A 16,446-nucleotide genomic window follows, 5' to 3' on the forward strand; every position below is an offset into this window, starting at 1 on the left:
AATTGGAGGCAGATCGGGGCTAATCCTTGCCCGCGGCAACTTTGGCGCCCCGCTGGCCTGCTGCGGCTGGCGCTCGCCCGAACCTGGCTGCTTGGGTCGCAAGGGCGAGCCGCTATAATGCGTCCTTGTCTCTCTGATCCGGCTACGGCCCGATTTGACTCGCTTAGAACCTGTTGATGATCTCGCCGGGAGTTGATCGAATGCTATTTCAGGATGGGCTGCAAGGCGCAAAACGTAGCCGGGCCGGTGGCCCGACGAGGCTTTGCAACGCCGCAGACCGCCTGAAAGGGTATTTGAGCGACCCCGGACGGGATCGTAAATAGGTTCTTATCTCGCCTTTATCTAGTTTATTTCGCATGTCTTCACCTCCAAACGCTGGCGAAAAACCGAACCCGACGCCGGCTGGCAAGCCGCCGGCGGACGGGAACAAAGCGCCGCGCAAGCGCCTGCACTGGTCTGTCCGTTTCATTCTCGGCCTCTTCGGCATCCTCCTCGGTGTGGTGGCGATGGCCGTGCTGGGCGTGACCTTTATCGTCGCCCTGACCTATCCCAAGCTGCCCGACCTCGATACCCTGACCGACTATCGTCCCAAGATCCCGCTACGCATTTTCTCGGCCGACGGCGTGCTGATCGGCGAGTTCGGCGAAGAGCGCCGCAACCTGGTGCATTTCAAGGACATCCCCGACATCATGAAGAAGGCCGTGCTGGCCATCGAGGACGACCGCTTCTATGAGCACGGCGGGGTCGATTACCAGGGCATCGTGCGCGCCACCTTCTCCAACCTCTCGGGCGGCGGCGGCGGTGCTTCCACCATCACCCAGCAGGTGGCCCGCAATTTCTTCCTGACCAGCAACGAGCCGACCTTCCTGCAGAAGGCCACGCGCAAATTCTTCTATGAGATCCCGCTGGCCTGGAAGATCGAGAACAACCTGACCAAGGACCAGATCCTCGAGGTCTACATGAACCAGATCTATCTGGGCCAGCGCGCCTACGGTTTCGCCTCGGCCGCCCAGATCTATTTCGGCAAGCAACTCAAGGACATCACCATTGCCGAAGCGGCGATGCTGGCCGGCCTGCCCAAGGCGCCGTCGGCCTACAACCCGGTGGTCAATCCCAAGCGCGCCCACGCGCGCCAGCAGTACATCCTGCTGCGCATGCGCCAGCTGGGCTACATCACCGAGCCGCAATACCTGGCGGCGCGGGATGAGGAGTTGCGCGTCAAGGGCGACAGCTCGGCCTTCGGCATGCACGCCGAATATGTGGCCGAAATGGCGCGCCAACTGATCTATGCCCAGTACAAGGACGAGACGTATACGCGCGGCCTGAACGTGTTCACCACCATCACCAAGACCGACCAGGACGCCGCCTACATCGCCCTGCGCCGCGGCATCATCGACTACGAACGGCGCCACGGCTACCGCGGTCCGGAAGGCTACATGGAGTTGCCCGAAGGCGCCTCCAGGGAAGCGCTGGAAGATGCCATCGAAGTGGAGCTGGCCGACCATCCCGACAGCGACGACATGGTCGCGGCCGTGGTGCTGGAGGCCAAGCCCAAGGAAATCACCGCGCTGCTGGCCACCGGCGAGGAAATCACCATTTCCGGTTCCGGCCTGGGCTTCGGCGCCAACCTGCTGTCGGACAAGGCGCCGCCGCAGAAGAAGATCCGCCGCGGCGCCATCATCCGCGTGTTCCAGGACGGCAAGAACTGGATCATCACGCAGATGCCGGAAGTCGAATCGGCCTTCGTCTCGGTCAATCCGCAGGACGGCGCGATCCGTTCGCTGGTAGGCGGCTTCGACTTCAACCGCAACAAGTTCAATCACGTGACGCAGGCATGGCGCCAGCCGGGCTCGTCGTTCAAGCCGTTCATCTATTCCTCGTCGCTGGAAAAGGGCTTGTCGCCGGCCACCATCATCAACGACGCGCCGCTGACCTTCACCCAGACCGGCGGCCAGGTCTGGCAGCCGAAGAACTACGGCGGCAAGTTCGAAGGCCCGATCTCGATGCGCCGCGCGCTGCAGAAGTCGATCAACCTGGTCTCGATCCGTATCCTGGAGCGCGTCGGCGTGAAGTATGCGCAGGAATACATCACCCGCTTCGGTTTCGACGCCGACAAGAACCCGCCATACCTGACCCTGGCGCTGGGCGCCGGCAACGTCACGCCGCTGCAGATGGTGGGCGCGTATTCGGTGTTCGCCAACGGCGGCTACAAGGTCAATCCCTACCTGATCACCAAGGTCACCGACAACAACGGCAATGTGCTGTCGCAGGCCAAGCCGGCCACGGCCGACGATGAGTCCAATCGCGTCATCGATGCGCGCAATGCCTTCATCATGGACAGCATGCTGCGCGATGTGGTGCGTCACGGCACCGCGGTCAAGGCGCTGTCGTTGAAGCGCACCGACCTGGCCGGCAAGACCGGCACCACCAACGACTCGATGGATGCCTGGTTCGCCGGCTACCAGCCCAACCTGACGGCCATCGCCTGGATCGGCTACGACCAGCCCAAGAGCCTGGGCGACCGCGAAACCGGCGGCGGCTTGGCGCTGCCGGTGTGGATCAGCTATATGTCCAAGGTGTTGAAGGATGTGCCCAACGTGGACCGCAAGGTGCCGGACGGCATCATCGAGTCCGGCGGCGAGTACTACTATGCCGAGTATCCGCCGGCTGCAATGGTGCGCGACCTGGGCATGGGCGACCGCCCAGTGTTGTCGCCGGAAGAGGAAAAGGCCAAGACGCAGATGAAGAACGAATTGTTCTGACTGTTGGCGCAACGCCGCCATCGCAGGATTGAAAAAACGCCGTCCGCTATAACAGCGGACGGCGTTTTTTTATGTGCGCCAGAAAACCGCTTCAGTTTTTGCCGGCAACGAAGTGTGCGATCCGCCGCATCGCCAGCAAGGTCAGCACTTCGTCCTGTTCCACGCCGTGGTCGCTCAGTTTGACGATCACGGTGCGGGTGGCGGGGTTGACGTAGAGGTATTGGCCGAAGACGCCGATGGCGGAAAAGTCGCGGTCGGCCTCGTTGCCGGGCGGGATCCACCAGCCGTCGCGGTAGTCGAGGGCATGGCCGCGGTTGACTATCTGGCGCGGTTCCTCGATCCAGGCGGCGCTGACGACCTGCTTGCCGCCGGCCCGCCCGGCATTGAGGTAGAGCAGGCCCAGCTTGGCAAAGTCGCGGGCGGTGGTGTTGATGCAGCAGAAGGCCTTTTCAACGCCGTGGGCCTGGCTGTCGGTGCTCCAGCTGGCGTCCTGCTCCATGCCCAGCGGTTCCCACAGCGTCTGCTGCGCGTAGCTTGACAGGCTCTGGCCGGTGGCGCGCGCCAGCACGCGCGACAGCACCAGCGTATCGACGCTGCGGTATTCGAAGCGCGAACCCGGCGCGAAACGCAGGCCATTGAGCCCGGCGAGGAATTTGCCGAGATCGGTGCTGACATACATGCGCACTACCGGCGAGGTGAGCGAGCCGCCGTAGCGTTCGTCGACATCGATGCCGGAGCGCATGTCGAGCAACTGGCCGACCGTGATGTTGCCGTAGGCCGGTGCGATCTCTTCGCCGCTGAGGTAATTGCCGATCGGCTCTTGCCGCGATGCCAGCTTGCCCTCGGCCAGCACGGCGCCGGTCAGCGTGGCGACGAAGGATTTGGCGACCGAGAACGAGGCGAAGCGCGAGGCGGCATCGTAGCCGCCGCTGTAATCTTCAAACACGACCGTGCCATCCTGCACGACCAGGAAGGCGTGGGTATGGGTGGCCTTGAGGAAGGCGGCGACATCCAGCGTGCCGCCTTCCTTCCACGGCAGCTCGACGTCGAGCGGGCGCAGCGCGGTCGGCAGCGGCGCCGGATGGCGGGAGCGGCGGATCGGGTTGGCGTCGTACAGCTTGTAGGTCTGGCTGCGCGGCGTCAGGTCCAGTTGCAGGTCTGCCAGCACCGGCAGGCTGGGCAGGTCGGCGGCGCGGCGCGCGATCTCGGCGCCGCCCAGCAGCAACAGCAGGGCGACGGCGGCGCCGGCCAGCAGCCTGGATTTCCTGGTCATCGGCTTATGCTGGCCGGATCAGGCCGATTGCTGGCGGGCGAGGTACTGGCGATAGCCGCGTGCGCGTAGTTCGCAGGCCGGGCATTTGCCGCAGCCGTGGCCCCAGTCGTGCAGCGCGCCGCGCTCGCCCAGGTAGCAGGTGTGCGTGTCGGCGCGCACCAGTTCGACCAGCGCATCGCCGCCCAGCGTGCGGGCCAGTTCCCAGGTCTCGGCCTTGTCGATCCACATCAGCGGGGTTTCCACTTTCAGTTGCGTGGCCATGCCCAGGTTGAGCGCCACTTGCAGCGCCTTCATGGTGTCGTCGCGACAGTCGGGATAGCCGGAGAAATCGGTTTCGCACATGCCGCCTACCAGTACGTTCAGGCCGCGGCGGTAAGCCAGGGTGGCCGCCACCGTCATGAACAGCAGGTTGCGCCCGGGCACGAAGGTGTTGGGCAGGCCGTTGTCCTGCATGGCGATCTCGACGTCGCGCGTCAGGGCGGTATCCGAAATCGAACCGATCAGCGACAGGTCGATCATGTGGTCTTGGCCCAGGCGCGCCTGCCATTCGGGCGAGAAGCCTTTGATCTTTTCCAGCAGCGCCGGGCGCACGCTGAGCTCGATGGCGTGGCGCTGGCCGTAGTCGAAGCCGATGGTTTCCACGCGCGGGTAGCGCGCAAGCGCCCAGGCCAGGCAAGTGGTGGAATCCTGGCCGCCGGAAAACAGCACCAGCGCGCTTTGGGTCTTGACGGTCGGGGCGACCGCGTCGGGAGAGGTATCGGACATGTTGCCTGCCTGCGGAGATGGGGATGTAACGGCGCGGGGCCTGGCCGGCATCGATGCCGGCACAGGCCCCGCGCTGGGATTGCTTGCTAGCTTAGTTGGTTTTCTTGAGCGAATCCAGCGTCTGCTCGATATAGTCGCCATCCGGGTCGGTGAATTTCAGGCGCACCGGATACCACTCCATCGAGGGCGCCAGCCAGATGTCGAGTTTCTGGCCCTGGTCGTCCGGCGGCGGGGCGCGCAGGATGTGGACCGCGGTGGTCTCGCCCTGGGCGGTCCGGATCTTTTCGCGGCCCACGACCTTGAAGGTCCATTGTTCGGCGTCGCGCGGGCCGGCTACGAAGAACTTCCATTCCGAGTTCGGCGTCATCTTGGCCGGGTTGGCGCGGGCTACCGAAACCAGTTGCCAGGTGATGCCGGTACGATCCTGTTCGCCGCCTTGCAGCGGGAAGGTGTCGGACGATTGGGTGAAGGTGATCTTGTTCTGCTCGCGATTGAAGGTGGTGGTCGACGGATCGCGGCGCAGGCGTTTCTCGACGAAGCGTTCCGGCGCCAGGCCGTAGGCATCGACCGCGCCTTCGCTGCTGGTTTCCAGGATCTTGCCCAGCAGCATCGCGCGCGTTTCGGTCGTGGCGCTGTAGGACGTCTTGTTATTCGTCCATTTCACCAGGCCCTGGCCTTTGATGTCCAGGCCGCTTTGCTTGGCCTGGATCGAATAAGCCAGCTCGGCCGAGGGCGGCAGGTTGAAGGCGCGCTTCTCGACCGGATGCGGGCCGTCGGCAGCGTGCGCCGGCGGCACGGCGAGCAGGGCTGCGGCAGTGGCGATAACAGGGGCGATGATAGGGGCGCCCAGGCGGGCGATACGCAGGTTGGTCATGGCGGGTTCTTTGTGTTGATCATCGGTTGATGATAGGGGTTGTTCCCGATTTTGACATGGCTTGCCGCAAAAGTTGCGGCGTCACTGCTTCACCTTCTCCAGCAACATGTCCAGATAATCGCCATTCTGGCGCGGATCGGTATAGCGCAGGCGCACCGGATACCAGTCGTGCAGCGGCGCCAGCCAGATATCGATGCGCTGGTCGTAGGAGCCCGGCTTGGGCATGCGCACCACGTGCCAGGCGCGCAGTTGGCCGATGGGGAGCCTGAGCTCTTCTTCACCCAGCACCTGGATGCGCCAGACTTCGGCGTCGCGTGCGCCGGCCACGAACAGGTCGATTACCGCGCCGGGCCGGTACTGGCCGGCATCGCCGCGGCCGATAGCGGCCAACTGCCAGACCAGGCTGGCGCGGTCCTGCTCGCCGCCGTTGCGCGGATAGCTTTCGGTCGAGGCCGAGAAACTGATGACGTTGCGTTCACGGTTGAAATGCGTGTTGGTGGCCGATCTGCGCATGCGCTTTTCGGTGTACAGCTCGGGCGACACGCCGAAGGCGTCGATCTCGCCATTGCTGGAGAAATTGAGGAAGGTGAAGAGGAAGTCCTCGGCCTTGCCGTCCAACCGGTAGGTCTTGCCATCGGTTTTCCAGTCCAGTGTGCCGGAGCCGTGCACGGGCATCTGGTTATAGGTGGCCTGGACGTCGTATTCCAGGCGCGCCGTGGGAGGCGGGTCGGTGACGTAATGGGTGCCGGCGGCAGGCGGCTGAGTTTCTGCCGATGGTGGAACGCCGGCGTCCTTGCTGTCCTTGCCGGCAGCGGCGGCCTCTTCCGCGCCGGCGCCGTCGGTTGCGCCGGATGGGAGCGCGGCGGTTTCCGGCGCCGGTTGCGCGCTGACGACGACGACCGTTTCGCGGATGGGTTCGTCGGGCGGTTCGATCGATTCCGCGACGGGCCGCGCACGGCGCGGGGCGGCGGCCTTTTTCGGCGGCGCGGTTTTGGCGGCGGGCGGTTTGGCCACCGGCAGCGATACCGGTTGTTGCGGCGGCGGCACCGGCCGCAGCGCGACCGAAATGGCGTGCTGCTCGTTGGGCGCGGCAGGTGCGATCAGGTGGCGCTTGCCCCAGTCCACCAGCAGCAGGTGCAATGCCAGGGAAAGCGCCACCAACGCCAGCGCGCGTGGCCAGCGTTTGGGATGGCGGGAAACTTCTGTCATGGGCGCAAGTGTATCGGATCGTGCCGGCTTCGTCGTGGTGGCCGGGGCAATTCCGGAGGCAATTTCAAACAACGTACAATGCGGCTTCTCCGTGGGGGAGGCCGGCGCCGGCATGGCACGCGGCCTTTGTGCCCCGCGGTTTTCTACCGGATATCGATGAGGGAAATCGTGCGATTGAAGTTCCATCCATTGCTGTGCGCCGTCGCAGTCGCCGCCACGCTGGCCTTGCATGCGGCTGCGCAGGCCGCCCCGCCTGCCACACCAGCCGTCCCTGCCGCGCCCATCCGCATCGGCATGATCGATGGTTTGTCGGGCCCCTTCGCCAACGCCGGCGAGGCGGTGGTGCGCAACATCAGTTATGCCATCGACCGCATCAACGCGCGCGGCGGCGTCACCCTGCCGGACGGCAAGCATCCGCTGCAATTGTCCACGTTCGATAACAAGCTGGGGGTGGAGGATTCGCTGGTGCAGTTCCGTCAATTGACCGACCAGCGCATTCCCTTCCTGATCGAAGGCAACAGCTCGGCCGTGGCTGCCGCGCTGATCGATGCGGTCAACAAGCATAACCAGCGCGAACCGGACAACCGCGTGCTGTTCCTGAATTATTCGGCGGTCGATCCGGCGTTGACCAACGAGAAATGCAGCTTCTGGCATTTCCGTTTCGACGCCAGCGCGGACATGCGCATGCAGGCGCTGACCGAGGCCATCAAGGCGGATGCCGGAACCAGGCGCGTCTACCTCATCGGGCAGGACTACAGCTTCGGCCGCCAGGTGGCCAAGGCCGCGCGCGAGCAACTGGCGGCCAAGCGGCCCGACATCGCCATCGTCGGCGACGAGCTGCATCCGATCGGCAAGATCAAGGACTTCGCGCCGTACATCGCCAAGATGAAGAGCGCCGGCGCCGACGCGGTGATCACCGGCAACTGGGGCAACGACCTGACGCTGCTGGTGAAGGCCGCCAGGGATGCCGGCTTCAAGGCCAAGTTCTATACCTTCTACGCCAACAGCCTGGGCGCGCCCGCGGCCATTGGCGAGGCCGGCGTGGGCACGGTGCGCGCGGTGGCCGAATGGCATCCGAACGCCGGCACCGGCGCGGCCGATTCGCCCAGCGACGTCTTCTACCAGCAATTTCGCAAGCGCTATCCGCAGGCCAGGGACGATTACATGTACCTGCGCATGCAGGTCATGATCGAGATGCTGGCCAAGGCCATTGAAAAGGCCAAAAGTGCCGATCCCAAGGCGGTTGCATATGCGTTGGAAGGCGCGCATTATCAAAGCGCGTTCCACGATGCCACCATGCGCGCGGCCGATCATCAGCTGATCCAGCCCTTGTACCTGATGCAGATGCAGCGCGCCGACAGCGGCGGGATCCGCTTCGACAACGAGGGCAGCGGCTACGGTTTCCGTACCGAACGCTTCATTCCGGCCGAGCAGACCGTGCTGCCTACCTCGTGCAAGATGCAGCGCCCGCCGCGCTGATGCCTCGGTATCCGGCCGCGCCTTCATGCGGCTTCAATCTCCACAGGAGTATGCAATGCTGAATCAGGAAAAGATGCCGGGCGCAGGTTCGGTGGCCGATACGATCGAATTCATGAAGCAGATATGGGGCGGCATGGGGGCGCCATCGATGGCCGCGCCTTCGCTGTCGGTGGACGATATCAACAAGAAGATTGCCGACCTCAAGACCGTGGCTTCCTGGCTGGAGCTCAACCTCAACATGCTCAAGGCCACCATCCAGACGATGGAAGTGCAAAGCGCGACCTTGTCGACGCTGCAGGCCATGAGCGCCATCATGGCCTCGCGCGGGGGTGAACCGGAACAGGCGCCGGCCGAAGAGCGCGAAGGCGCGCCGCCGCCGTTCCCGTTCGGTTTTCCGATGTGGCCGGCCGGCGCGGCCCGGGACGAGGCGGAGCAGGAGTCGGAACCGGAACCGGAACCGGAACCGGCGCCGGCCGGGACGGAAAACCAGGCGCAAGCGCAGCATGGCGAGCCCGAGCCGGCGACGGAGCCAGAGACGGCGCCCGATTTCACATCGGCCATTGCCAATCCCAATGCCTGGTGGAATGTGTTGCAGGAGCAGTTCAAGCATGCCGTGGGGAATGCCATGGCCGGCGCCCAGGCTCAACAGGATCCTTTGCTCAAGCCGGTAAAGCCCGCCGATGGCAGGAAGGCGGCCAAAACAGGCAAAACCGCCAAACGTAGCGAAAATAAGACAATGCGGCCGGCCGCCAAGCCCGCGCCCAAAGCCAGGCCCAAGCCTGCCGCCAAGAGGGCGACGCCGGTGAAACCGGCCGAAAAGCCCGGGGCGGACAGGCCGGCTGCCAAGAAAGTGCCCAAAAGTCCGGCAAATACGAGCACGCCGGCCAAGGCGGGTGTTGTACAATCCCGGCAAAACAAGAAGCCAGCCTCCCGCAAGCCAACTTCCCCCTGATCCGATTCGCTTCAAAACCCGGTACGCCAAGCCGGGTTGGTGAAGGTTGTCATATTCCTGAAACCTGACGGTTTTAGTATGGGATAGGGAAAAACTTTGTTAAAATCAAACACTTAACGCATATAGGCAAACCACAGATGCTGTACCCTGAATTGTTCAAATCGCTCGAACAGGTCCGCTGGAACATGGATAAGGATATCCCCTGGGACAAGTTCGACGCTTCGCTGCTCACCGACGAGCAGGCCCAGACCATTCGCATGAATGCGATCACGGAATGGTCCGCGCTGCCGGCGACCGAGATGTTCCTGCGCGATAACCGCGGCGACAGCGATTTTTCGGCATTCATGTCGGTATGGTTCTTTGAGGAACAGAAGCACTCGCTGGTGCTGATGGAATACCTGCGCCGCTTCCGTCCGGAGCTGGCGCCGACCGAAGAGGAGCTGCACAACGTGCGCTTCGAGTTCGATCCCGCGCCGCCGCTGGAAACCCTGATGATGCACTTCTGCGGCGAAATCCGTCTGAACCACTGGTACCGCTGTGCCGCCGACTGGCACACCGAGCCGGTCATCAAGCAGATCTACAAGATCATCAGCCAGGACGAGGCGCGCCACGGCGGCGCCTACCTGCGCTACATGAAGAAGGCGCTCAACGAGGTGGGCGACAAGGCCCGCGCCGCCTTCGCCAAGATCGGCGTGCTGATGGCCTCCGCCCGCCGCACCGAAAAGCCGCTGCACCCGACCAACCTGCACGTCAACCAGGCGCTGTTCCCCAACGACACGGTGCAAAGCCGCCTGCCGGATCCGGAGTGGCTGGAGCGCTGGCTGGACAACCAGATCAAGTTCGACACCGAATGGGAAAAGAAGGTGGTCGACCGCATCCTGCACAACATGTCGCTGCTGTTCGAGCGTACTTTCGGGACGGTGCAGGAGCTCAATCGCTACCGCAAGGAAGTCTCCCAGCGCCTGATGCCGGGCGAATCCGTCGCCACCGCCTGACTGGGCGGCCGGAGCGAAACGCCAAAGGGAGAGGCCCTGGCGCGGTGGCAAGCGCATAGTGCCGCACACGGGCGCCTCCCCAGGCAGTAAAATCGAAAGCCGCACATCTGTTGCGGCTTTTTCCATTTTCGGCGATCATGCATCGTCGGCACAAACCAATTCCAAATGGCCGATTTCGAAGACAAGGTATGTACCCGCGCCCAACTCAAGGAGCGCATTTCCCAATTGCCCAAGCCGGTGGTGCTGACCAATGGCGTATTCGACATCCTGCATCGCGGCCACGTGACGTACCTGGCGCAGGCGCGCGCGCAGGGGGCTTCGCTGGTGGTGGCCGCCAATACCGATGCGTCGGTCAAGCGCCTGGGCAAGGGCGACGATCGCCCGATCAACACCTGCGAAGATCGCATGGCCGTGCTGGCTGCGCTTGAATCGGTATCGCTGGTGGTGCCGTTCGATGAGGATACGGCGCTGGAAGTGGTGCAGGAGGGGAAGCCCGAAATCTACGTGAAGGGCGGCGACTACGACATGGGCGCCATTCCCGAGGGCAAGGCGGTGGTGGCCTATGGCGGGCAAGTGCTGGCGATCGCCTTCGAACACGACCGCTCGACGACCAAGCTGCTGGCCAAGGTGCGCAAGCTGGCGGGTTGAGGTTGCGTCCCCGCAATGACAAGGCCGGCAGGAGCAAACGCACCTGCCGGCCTTGTCGTTTCTGCTCGGCGCTTGACGAGGCAGTGGGGGCAGCGGGGTCAGTGGTGCATGTGGCCCTTCATGTCATCCTTGCCCGCGCCCGAGGCGGCCGCCGGGTCTTCCACATTGAGCGTGACATCCACCTTGCCGGCCTTTTCGAAGGTCAGGCTCAGCGGCACTTTGTCGCCGGCCTTGAGCGGTTTGGACAAGCCCATCAGCATGATGTGGTAACCGTTGCCCGGCTGCATGGCGATCTTCTGGCCGGGTTTGATTTCCAGGCCGCCATCGACTTCACGCATCTTCATCAGGTTGCCTTCCATCGCCATCGTATGGATTTCAGTCGATTTGGCGACCGGCGACGACAGGGCGACCAGCTTGTCCGACGCCGCCCCTTTGTTTTCGATGCTGAAATAGGCGCCGCCAGCCGGCTGGCCGGGAACGGTGGCGCGCGCGTAGGGATGGCCGATTTCCAGTTGTCCCAGCTTGTATTCATGTGCCTGCACCAGCGGTGCGGCGGCGAGGAGGGCTGCGGCGGCGGCAATGCCGGCGGCGCGTTGGAAGAATTGCTTCATATGAGTGCGTCCTTTGGAGGTGTTGGCGCCGGGAGCGCGCGGAACCTATGCCGCGCGCATTTCATCCGGCCTGTTTTTGCTGCGTTTTCGAAGGGGGTCAGGCCGCAGGCGGGGCCCTGGCGCGCTTTGCGCCCGGCGCCAGGCTGGGCGCAAAGCCGGCCTGCCATGCCCGCGCCACAGGATAGCTGATGCCGGAGGCGGCGGTTCCGGGCAAGTCGGCCGCAGGCAAGGGATAGGGCGTCTGGTTGCCGCAGCATAGCTGGCAATGGGCGGCGGCATGCGCCGGCGTGCCGCCGGCATTGCCCGCCCCGCCGGTGTTGGCCACGCTGCAGATCGCCATGGCGGGAATGTCTTGCGGCGCCTGCGCCAAGGCCGGCTGCAGCCAGGGGCCGGCGGCCATGGACAAGACCAGCCCCAGATGCAGCAAGGCGCGCCGCCAGAACGGCAGCACGGCGTGCTGCTTGGGGCGGCGTGCTGCGGGGGAATGCGAGGCTGGCGGGCGTGAAGGCATGACGGGGAATTATAGCAACTGGCCGCAGCAAGTTCGTCCGGCCGGGCGCGAGGCGGGAATGCGAGCCGCGATAACGGTATCGATAACGGTATCGATACGCCGCGTGTCGAGATGGCAACCTGCGATGTCTCCCGGTTTCCCGGGCGGGCGTTTCAGGCCCGTACGGCGGGCGGCAGGAATGGCGCTGCGCAAATTGATTGTTGAGGTGCGCTAGGCTAGACTTAGCGTCTTTTCGCGTATTCCAAACAATTCCTGAAGGGAGACTTCATGTCCTATCACACTAAACTGCGCGCCCTGGTCGGCGCATTGTCCCTGGCGGCAGTTTGCGCGGCCCCCGCCATGGCGGCGGACAAGGCGGTTTCGGTGACCGCCATCGTCGAACACCCGGCGCTGGACGCGATCCGCGATGGCGTCAAGGATGAGTTGAAGGATGAAGGCTTCGAAGCCGGCAAGAACCTGAAGTGGGATTACCAGAGCGCCCAGGGCAACACCGGCACCGCCGCCCAGATCGCCCGCAAGTTCGTGGGCGACAAGCCTGACGTGGTGGTGGCCATCGCCACGCCGTCGGCCCAGGCGCTGGTGTCCGCCACCAAGACCATCCCGGTGGTCTACTCCGGCGTGACCGACCCGGTCGCCGCGCAACTGGTGAAGGACTGGAAGGCATCCGGCACCAATGTCACGGGCGTATCCGATGTGCTGGAGCTGGACAAGCAGGTCGACCTGATCAAGCGCGTGGTGCCCAATGCCAAGCGCGTGGGCATGGTCTACAACCCGGGCGAAGCCAATTCGGCAGTGGTGGTCAAGGCGCTCAAGGAGCTGCTGACCAAGTCCGGCATGACCCTGGTCGAAGCCGCCGCGCCGCGTTCGGTTGACGTCGGCACCGCCGCCAAGAGCCTGATCGGCAAGGTCGATGTGATCTACACCAATACCGACAACAACGTGGTCTCGGCTTACGAATCGCTGGTCAAGGTCGGCAACGACGCCAAGATCCCGCTGGTCGCTTCCGATACCGACAGCGTCAAGCGCGGCGCCATCGCCGCCCTGGGCGTGAACTACTACGACCTGGGCCGCCAGACCGGCAAGGTCGTGGCGCGTATCCTCAAGGGCGACAAGCCGGGCGACATCGCTTCGGCCACCAGCAGCAAGCTGGAACTGTTCGTCAATACGGCCGCGGCGCAAAAGCAGGGCGTGACCCTGTCGCCGGAACTGGTGAGCTCGGCCAAGACCGTCATCAAGCAATAAGTTAAAGTAGCACCTGACGCCTCCGATAAAACGATCCCGCTATCGAGCGGGATCGTTTTATTTGGGGGCAAGTCGCCATCTGTACATCGTTTTATCGTCATATATGAATAACGGGCCAGGCAGCGCGGCTGCCCAGGCGCCGACCGCCATGAAAGAGGAGTGGACTGTGTTTGCATTAAACAAATCATTGCGCGCCATTGCCGGCGCGCTGGCCATCAGTGCCGTCTGCGCTTCCGCGCTGGCGGCCGATAAGGTGGTCGCCGTGACTTCCTATGTCGAGCACCCGGCGCTGGATGCCGTGCGCGATGGCACCAAGGATGAACTCATCGCCGAAGGCTTCGAGCCGGGCAAGAACCTGAAATGGGATTTCCAGAGCGCCCAGGGCAATGCCGGAACCGCCGGCCAGATCGCCAAGAAGTTCGTCGGCGACAATCCTGATGCCATCGTCGTGATCGGCACCCCGTCGGCGCAGCCGATGGTGGCCGCGACCAAGACCATCCCGATCGTCTATTCGGCCATCGCCGACCCGATGGCGGCCCAGTTGGTCAAGGACTGGAAGCCATCCGGCACCAACGTGACCGGCATGTCGCACATGCTCGATCCGGTCCCGCAGGTCGAGATCATCAAGCGCGTGGCGCCCAACGCCAAGCGCGTCGGGATCGTTTACAATCCGGGCGAAGCCAATTCCGTGTCGGCGCTGAACAACATCAAGGGCGAGCTGCAGAAGCAGGGCATGACCCTGGTCGAGGCTGCCGCGCCGCGCTCGGTTGACGTGGCCCCGGCTGCCAAGAGCCTGATCGGCAAGATCGACGTGATGTACACCACCACCGACAACAACGTGGTCTCGGTCTTCGAATCGCTGGCCAAGGTCTGCAACGACGCCAGGATCCCGCTGATCGCTTCCGATACCGGCAGCGTCAAGCGCGGCGCCGTGGCGGCGCTGGGGGTGAACTTCTACGACCTGGGCCGCCAGACCGGCAAGATGGTGGGGCGCATCCTGAAGGGCGAGAAGCCGGGCGATATCGCTTCGTCGACCAGCAAGAACCTCGAGCTGTACGTTAATACCTCGGCAGCGCAAAAGCAGGGGGTGACCCTGTCGCCGGAGTTCCTGAAGTCGGCGACCAAGGTATTGAACTGATCTGCACGGCACCGCGAGGCGCCGCGCCATCCCTGCGGCGCTTCGTGGAACGCAGAAGACATTCGGCACTGGCGTATCACGCCAATGCCGAATGTGTTTTTTAAGAAAGACCTTTTATGTCGCTGTATACGCTGTTGGGCGCACTGGAAATCGGCCTGATTTTCAGCCTCGTGGCCCTCGGAGTGCTGATTTCCTTCCGCATTCTCACTTTCCCCGACTTGACCGTCGACGGCAGTTTTCCGCTGGGCGGCGCCGTGGCCGCCACCATGATCGCGGCCGGCTATGATCCTTTCCTGTCGACCGGCGTCGCCATCCTGGCCGGCGCACTGGCCGGCTTCACCACCGCCTGGTTGAATGTGCGGCTCAAGATCATGGATCTGCTGGCCAGTATCCTGATGATGATCGCGCTGTATTCGATCAACTTGCGCGTGATGGGCAAGCCCAACGTGCCGCTGATTTCCGAGTCGACCATCTTTACCATCCTGCAGCCCGACTGGATCCCCGACTATGTCGGCCGTCCGCTGATCCTGCTGGTGGTGGTGGTCGTGGTCAAGCTGCTGCTGGATTGGTTCTTCTCTTCAGAAATCGGCCTGGCCATGCGCGCCACCGGCGCCAATGCCCGCATGGCGCGCGCCCAGGGCATCGCTACCGGCACCGCCACGCTGGCCGGCATGGCCCTGGCCAACTCCCTGGTGGCGCTGGCCGGCGCGCTGTTTGCGCAGACCCAGGGCGGCTCCGACATTTCCATGGGCATCGGCACCATCGTCATCGGCCTGGCGGCCGTGATCATCGGCGAGAACATCCTGCCGGCGCGCCGCCTGGTGTGGACCACGCTGGCGGTGATCCTGGGCGCCATCCTCTATCGTTTCTTCATCGCGCTGGCCTTGAACAGCGACTTCATCGGCCTGCAGGCGCAGGACCTGAACCTGGTGACCGCGGTGCTGGTGATGCTGGCGCTGGTGCTGCCGATGGGCAAGCGCAAGCTGAAACTGTTGATGAAGGGGGCCTGAGATGTTGAAAGCAAGCGATCTCAAGATCACCTTCAATCCCGGCACGCCGATCGAAAACCCGGCGCTGCGCGGTCTCTCGCTGGAAATCCCGACCGGCCAGTTCGTGGCCGTGATCGGTTCCAACGGCGCGGGCAAGTCGACTTTTCTGAATGCCATCTCGGGCGATTTGCTGATGGATTCGGGCACGATTGAAATCGATGGCACCGACGTCACCCGCAAGCAGGCGTGGGATCGCGCCGGCATGGTGGCGCGGGTGTTCCAGGATCCGATGGCCGGCACCTGCGAGGCATTGACCATCGAAGAAAACATGGCGCTGGCGATGGCGCGCGGTCGCCGCCGCGGTTTCCATTTCGCTATTCGCGGCAAGATGCGCGAGCTGTTCCGCGAGAAGCTGGCGATCCTGAACCTGGGGTTGGAAAATCGCCTGGCCGACCGCATCGGCCTGCTGTCCGGCGGCCAGCGCCAGGCGGTCAGCCTGTTGATGGCGTCGCTGCAGCCTTCGCGCATTTTGCTGCTGGATGAACATACCGCCGCGCTCGATCCCAAGACCGCCGCTTTCGTCCTGGAGCTGACAGCCAAGATCGTGACCGAGAACAAGCTGACCACGATGATGGTGACCCACAGCATGCGCCAGGCGCTGGACTATGGCGACCGCACCGTGATGCTGCACCAGGGCAAGGTGGTGCTGGACGTGTCGGGCAAGGAGCGCGCCGGGCTGGACGTGCCGGACCTGCTCAAGATGTTCGAGCAGACGCGCGGCGAGAAACTGTCGGACGATGCCTTGTTGCTCGGTTAAGCGTATCGCACCATCGAAAACGGCTCCTGCGGGAGTAATGCCGTTCAGTTAAGAGCTGAACGGCATTTTTTATGAATCAATAGAAACCCGTTCAGGCTGAGTAGCGCCGGAGGCGCGTATCGAAGCATCGCCGTCATTTTCGCCTTCGATACGCGCCTTCGGCGCTACTCAGTCCGAACGG

The 16,446-nt window shown here is 63.8% G+C and carries 15 protein-coding genes; 9 read left to right on the forward strand and 6 right to left on the reverse strand.

What is annotated here, in order from left to right; all coding sequences use genetic code 11:
• The first annotated feature begins 356 nt into the window (after positions 1 to 356).
• Entirely contained in the window at positions 357 to 2,762 is a 2,406-nt protein-coding gene (locus FB597_RS07255) for a penicillin-binding protein 1A (RefSeq protein WP_370454653.1), read from the forward strand.
• A gap of 91 nt (positions 2,763 to 2,853) precedes the next feature.
• Here the strand turns inward: FB597_RS07255 and FB597_RS07260 are convergent, their stop codons facing one another.
• The 4 genes from FB597_RS07260 to FB597_RS07275 form a co-directional block, all read right to left on the reverse strand.
• Complete coding sequence (locus FB597_RS07260) at positions 2,854 to 4,035, reverse strand: serine hydrolase (protein ID WP_144768892.1); 1,182 nt, start codon at positions 4,033 to 4,035, stop codon at positions 2,854 to 2,856.
• 18 nt (positions 4,036 to 4,053) lie between these two features.
• Complete coding sequence (gene queC / locus FB597_RS07265) at positions 4,054 to 4,800, reverse strand: 7-cyano-7-deazaguanine synthase QueC (RefSeq protein WP_144768894.1); 747 nt, start codon at positions 4,798 to 4,800, stop codon at positions 4,054 to 4,056.
• Between the two features lie 91 nt (positions 4,801 to 4,891).
• Positions 4,892 to 5,674 carry a DUF3108 domain-containing protein gene (locus FB597_RS07270; protein ID WP_144768896.1) on the reverse strand — a complete coding sequence of 261 codons (783 nt, stop codon included), beginning with the start codon at positions 5,672 to 5,674 and terminating at the stop codon, positions 4,892 to 4,894.
• An 81-nt stretch (positions 5,675 to 5,755) separates the two neighbouring features.
• Positions 5,756 to 6,883: a DUF3108 domain-containing protein gene (locus FB597_RS07275; protein WP_144768898.1), complete on the reverse strand. Its 1,128-nt coding sequence runs from the start codon at positions 6,881 to 6,883 to the stop codon at positions 5,756 to 5,758.
• Positions 6,884 to 7,039: 156 nt separating this feature from the next.
• On the opposite strand from FB597_RS07275, the gene FB597_RS07280 reads away from it, so the two are divergent.
• The 4 genes from FB597_RS07280 to rfaE2 all read left to right on the forward strand — a co-directional run bounded on the left by FB597_RS07280 (position 7,040) and on the right by rfaE2 (position 10,957).
• Positions 7,040 to 8,362, forward strand: coding sequence for a branched-chain amino acid ABC transporter substrate-binding protein (locus FB597_RS07280; RefSeq protein ID WP_370454654.1), 1,323 nt, complete (start codon positions 7,040 to 7,042; stop codon positions 8,360 to 8,362).
• 55 nt (positions 8,363 to 8,417) lie between these two features.
• Positions 8,418 to 9,314 (forward strand): PhaM family polyhydroxyalkanoate granule multifunctional regulatory protein, encoded by an 897-nt coding sequence (locus tag FB597_RS07285; protein ID WP_144768900.1) that lies wholly within the window; start codon positions 8,418 to 8,420, stop codon positions 9,312 to 9,314.
• 137 nt (positions 9,315 to 9,451) lie between these two features.
• Positions 9,452 to 10,309 carry a diiron oxygenase gene (locus tag FB597_RS07290; RefSeq protein WP_141913750.1) on the forward strand — a complete coding sequence of 286 codons (858 nt, stop codon included), beginning with the start codon at positions 9,452 to 9,454 and terminating at the stop codon, positions 10,307 to 10,309.
• A 165-nt stretch (positions 10,310 to 10,474) separates the two neighbouring features.
• A complete protein-coding gene (rfaE2, locus tag FB597_RS07295; RefSeq protein ID WP_144768902.1) occupies positions 10,475 to 10,957 on the forward strand; it encodes a D-glycero-beta-D-manno-heptose 1-phosphate adenylyltransferase in 483 nt (160 codons plus the stop codon).
• Positions 10,958 to 11,055: 98 nt separating this feature from the next.
• Here the strand turns inward: rfaE2 and FB597_RS07300 are convergent, their stop codons facing one another.
• Together FB597_RS07300 and FB597_RS07305 are read right to left on the reverse strand one after the other, a co-directional pair.
• Positions 11,056 to 11,568, reverse strand: a complete 513-nt coding sequence (locus FB597_RS07300) for a copper chaperone PCu(A)C (RefSeq protein ID WP_144768904.1) — start codon at positions 11,566 to 11,568, stop codon at positions 11,056 to 11,058.
• Between the two features lie 97 nt (positions 11,569 to 11,665).
• Positions 11,666 to 12,079, reverse strand: coding sequence for a DUF2946 family protein (locus FB597_RS07305; protein WP_255517101.1), 414 nt, complete (start codon positions 12,077 to 12,079; stop codon positions 11,666 to 11,668).
• 267 nt (positions 12,080 to 12,346) lie between these two features.
• On the opposite strand from FB597_RS07305, the gene FB597_RS07310 reads away from it, so the two are divergent.
• The 4 genes from FB597_RS07310 to FB597_RS07325 all read left to right on the forward strand — a co-directional run bounded on the left by FB597_RS07310 (position 12,347) and on the right by FB597_RS07325 (position 16,265).
• A complete protein-coding gene (locus tag FB597_RS07310) occupies positions 12,347 to 13,321 on the forward strand; it encodes an ABC transporter substrate-binding protein (protein ID WP_141913747.1) in 975 nt (324 codons plus the stop codon).
• A 148-nt stretch (positions 13,322 to 13,469) separates the two neighbouring features.
• Complete coding sequence (locus tag FB597_RS07315; RefSeq protein ID WP_144769043.1) at positions 13,470 to 14,459, forward strand: ABC transporter substrate-binding protein; 990 nt, start codon at positions 13,470 to 13,472, stop codon at positions 14,457 to 14,459.
• Positions 14,460 to 14,575: 116 nt separating this feature from the next.
• Entirely contained in the window at positions 14,576 to 15,469 is an 894-nt protein-coding gene (locus FB597_RS07320) for an ABC transporter permease (RefSeq protein WP_144768906.1), read from the forward strand.
• 1 nt (position 15,470) lies between these two features.
• Complete coding sequence (locus FB597_RS07325; protein WP_144768908.1) at positions 15,471 to 16,265, forward strand: ABC transporter ATP-binding protein; 795 nt, start codon at positions 15,471 to 15,473, stop codon at positions 16,263 to 16,265.
• Positions 16,266 to 16,446 lie beyond the last annotated feature (181 nt).

It is taken from the genome of Herbaspirillum sp. SJZ099 (assembly GCF_007828355.1).
In the GTDB taxonomy this organism is placed as follows: domain Bacteria; phylum Pseudomonadota; class Gammaproteobacteria; order Burkholderiales; family Burkholderiaceae_D; genus Herbaspirillum.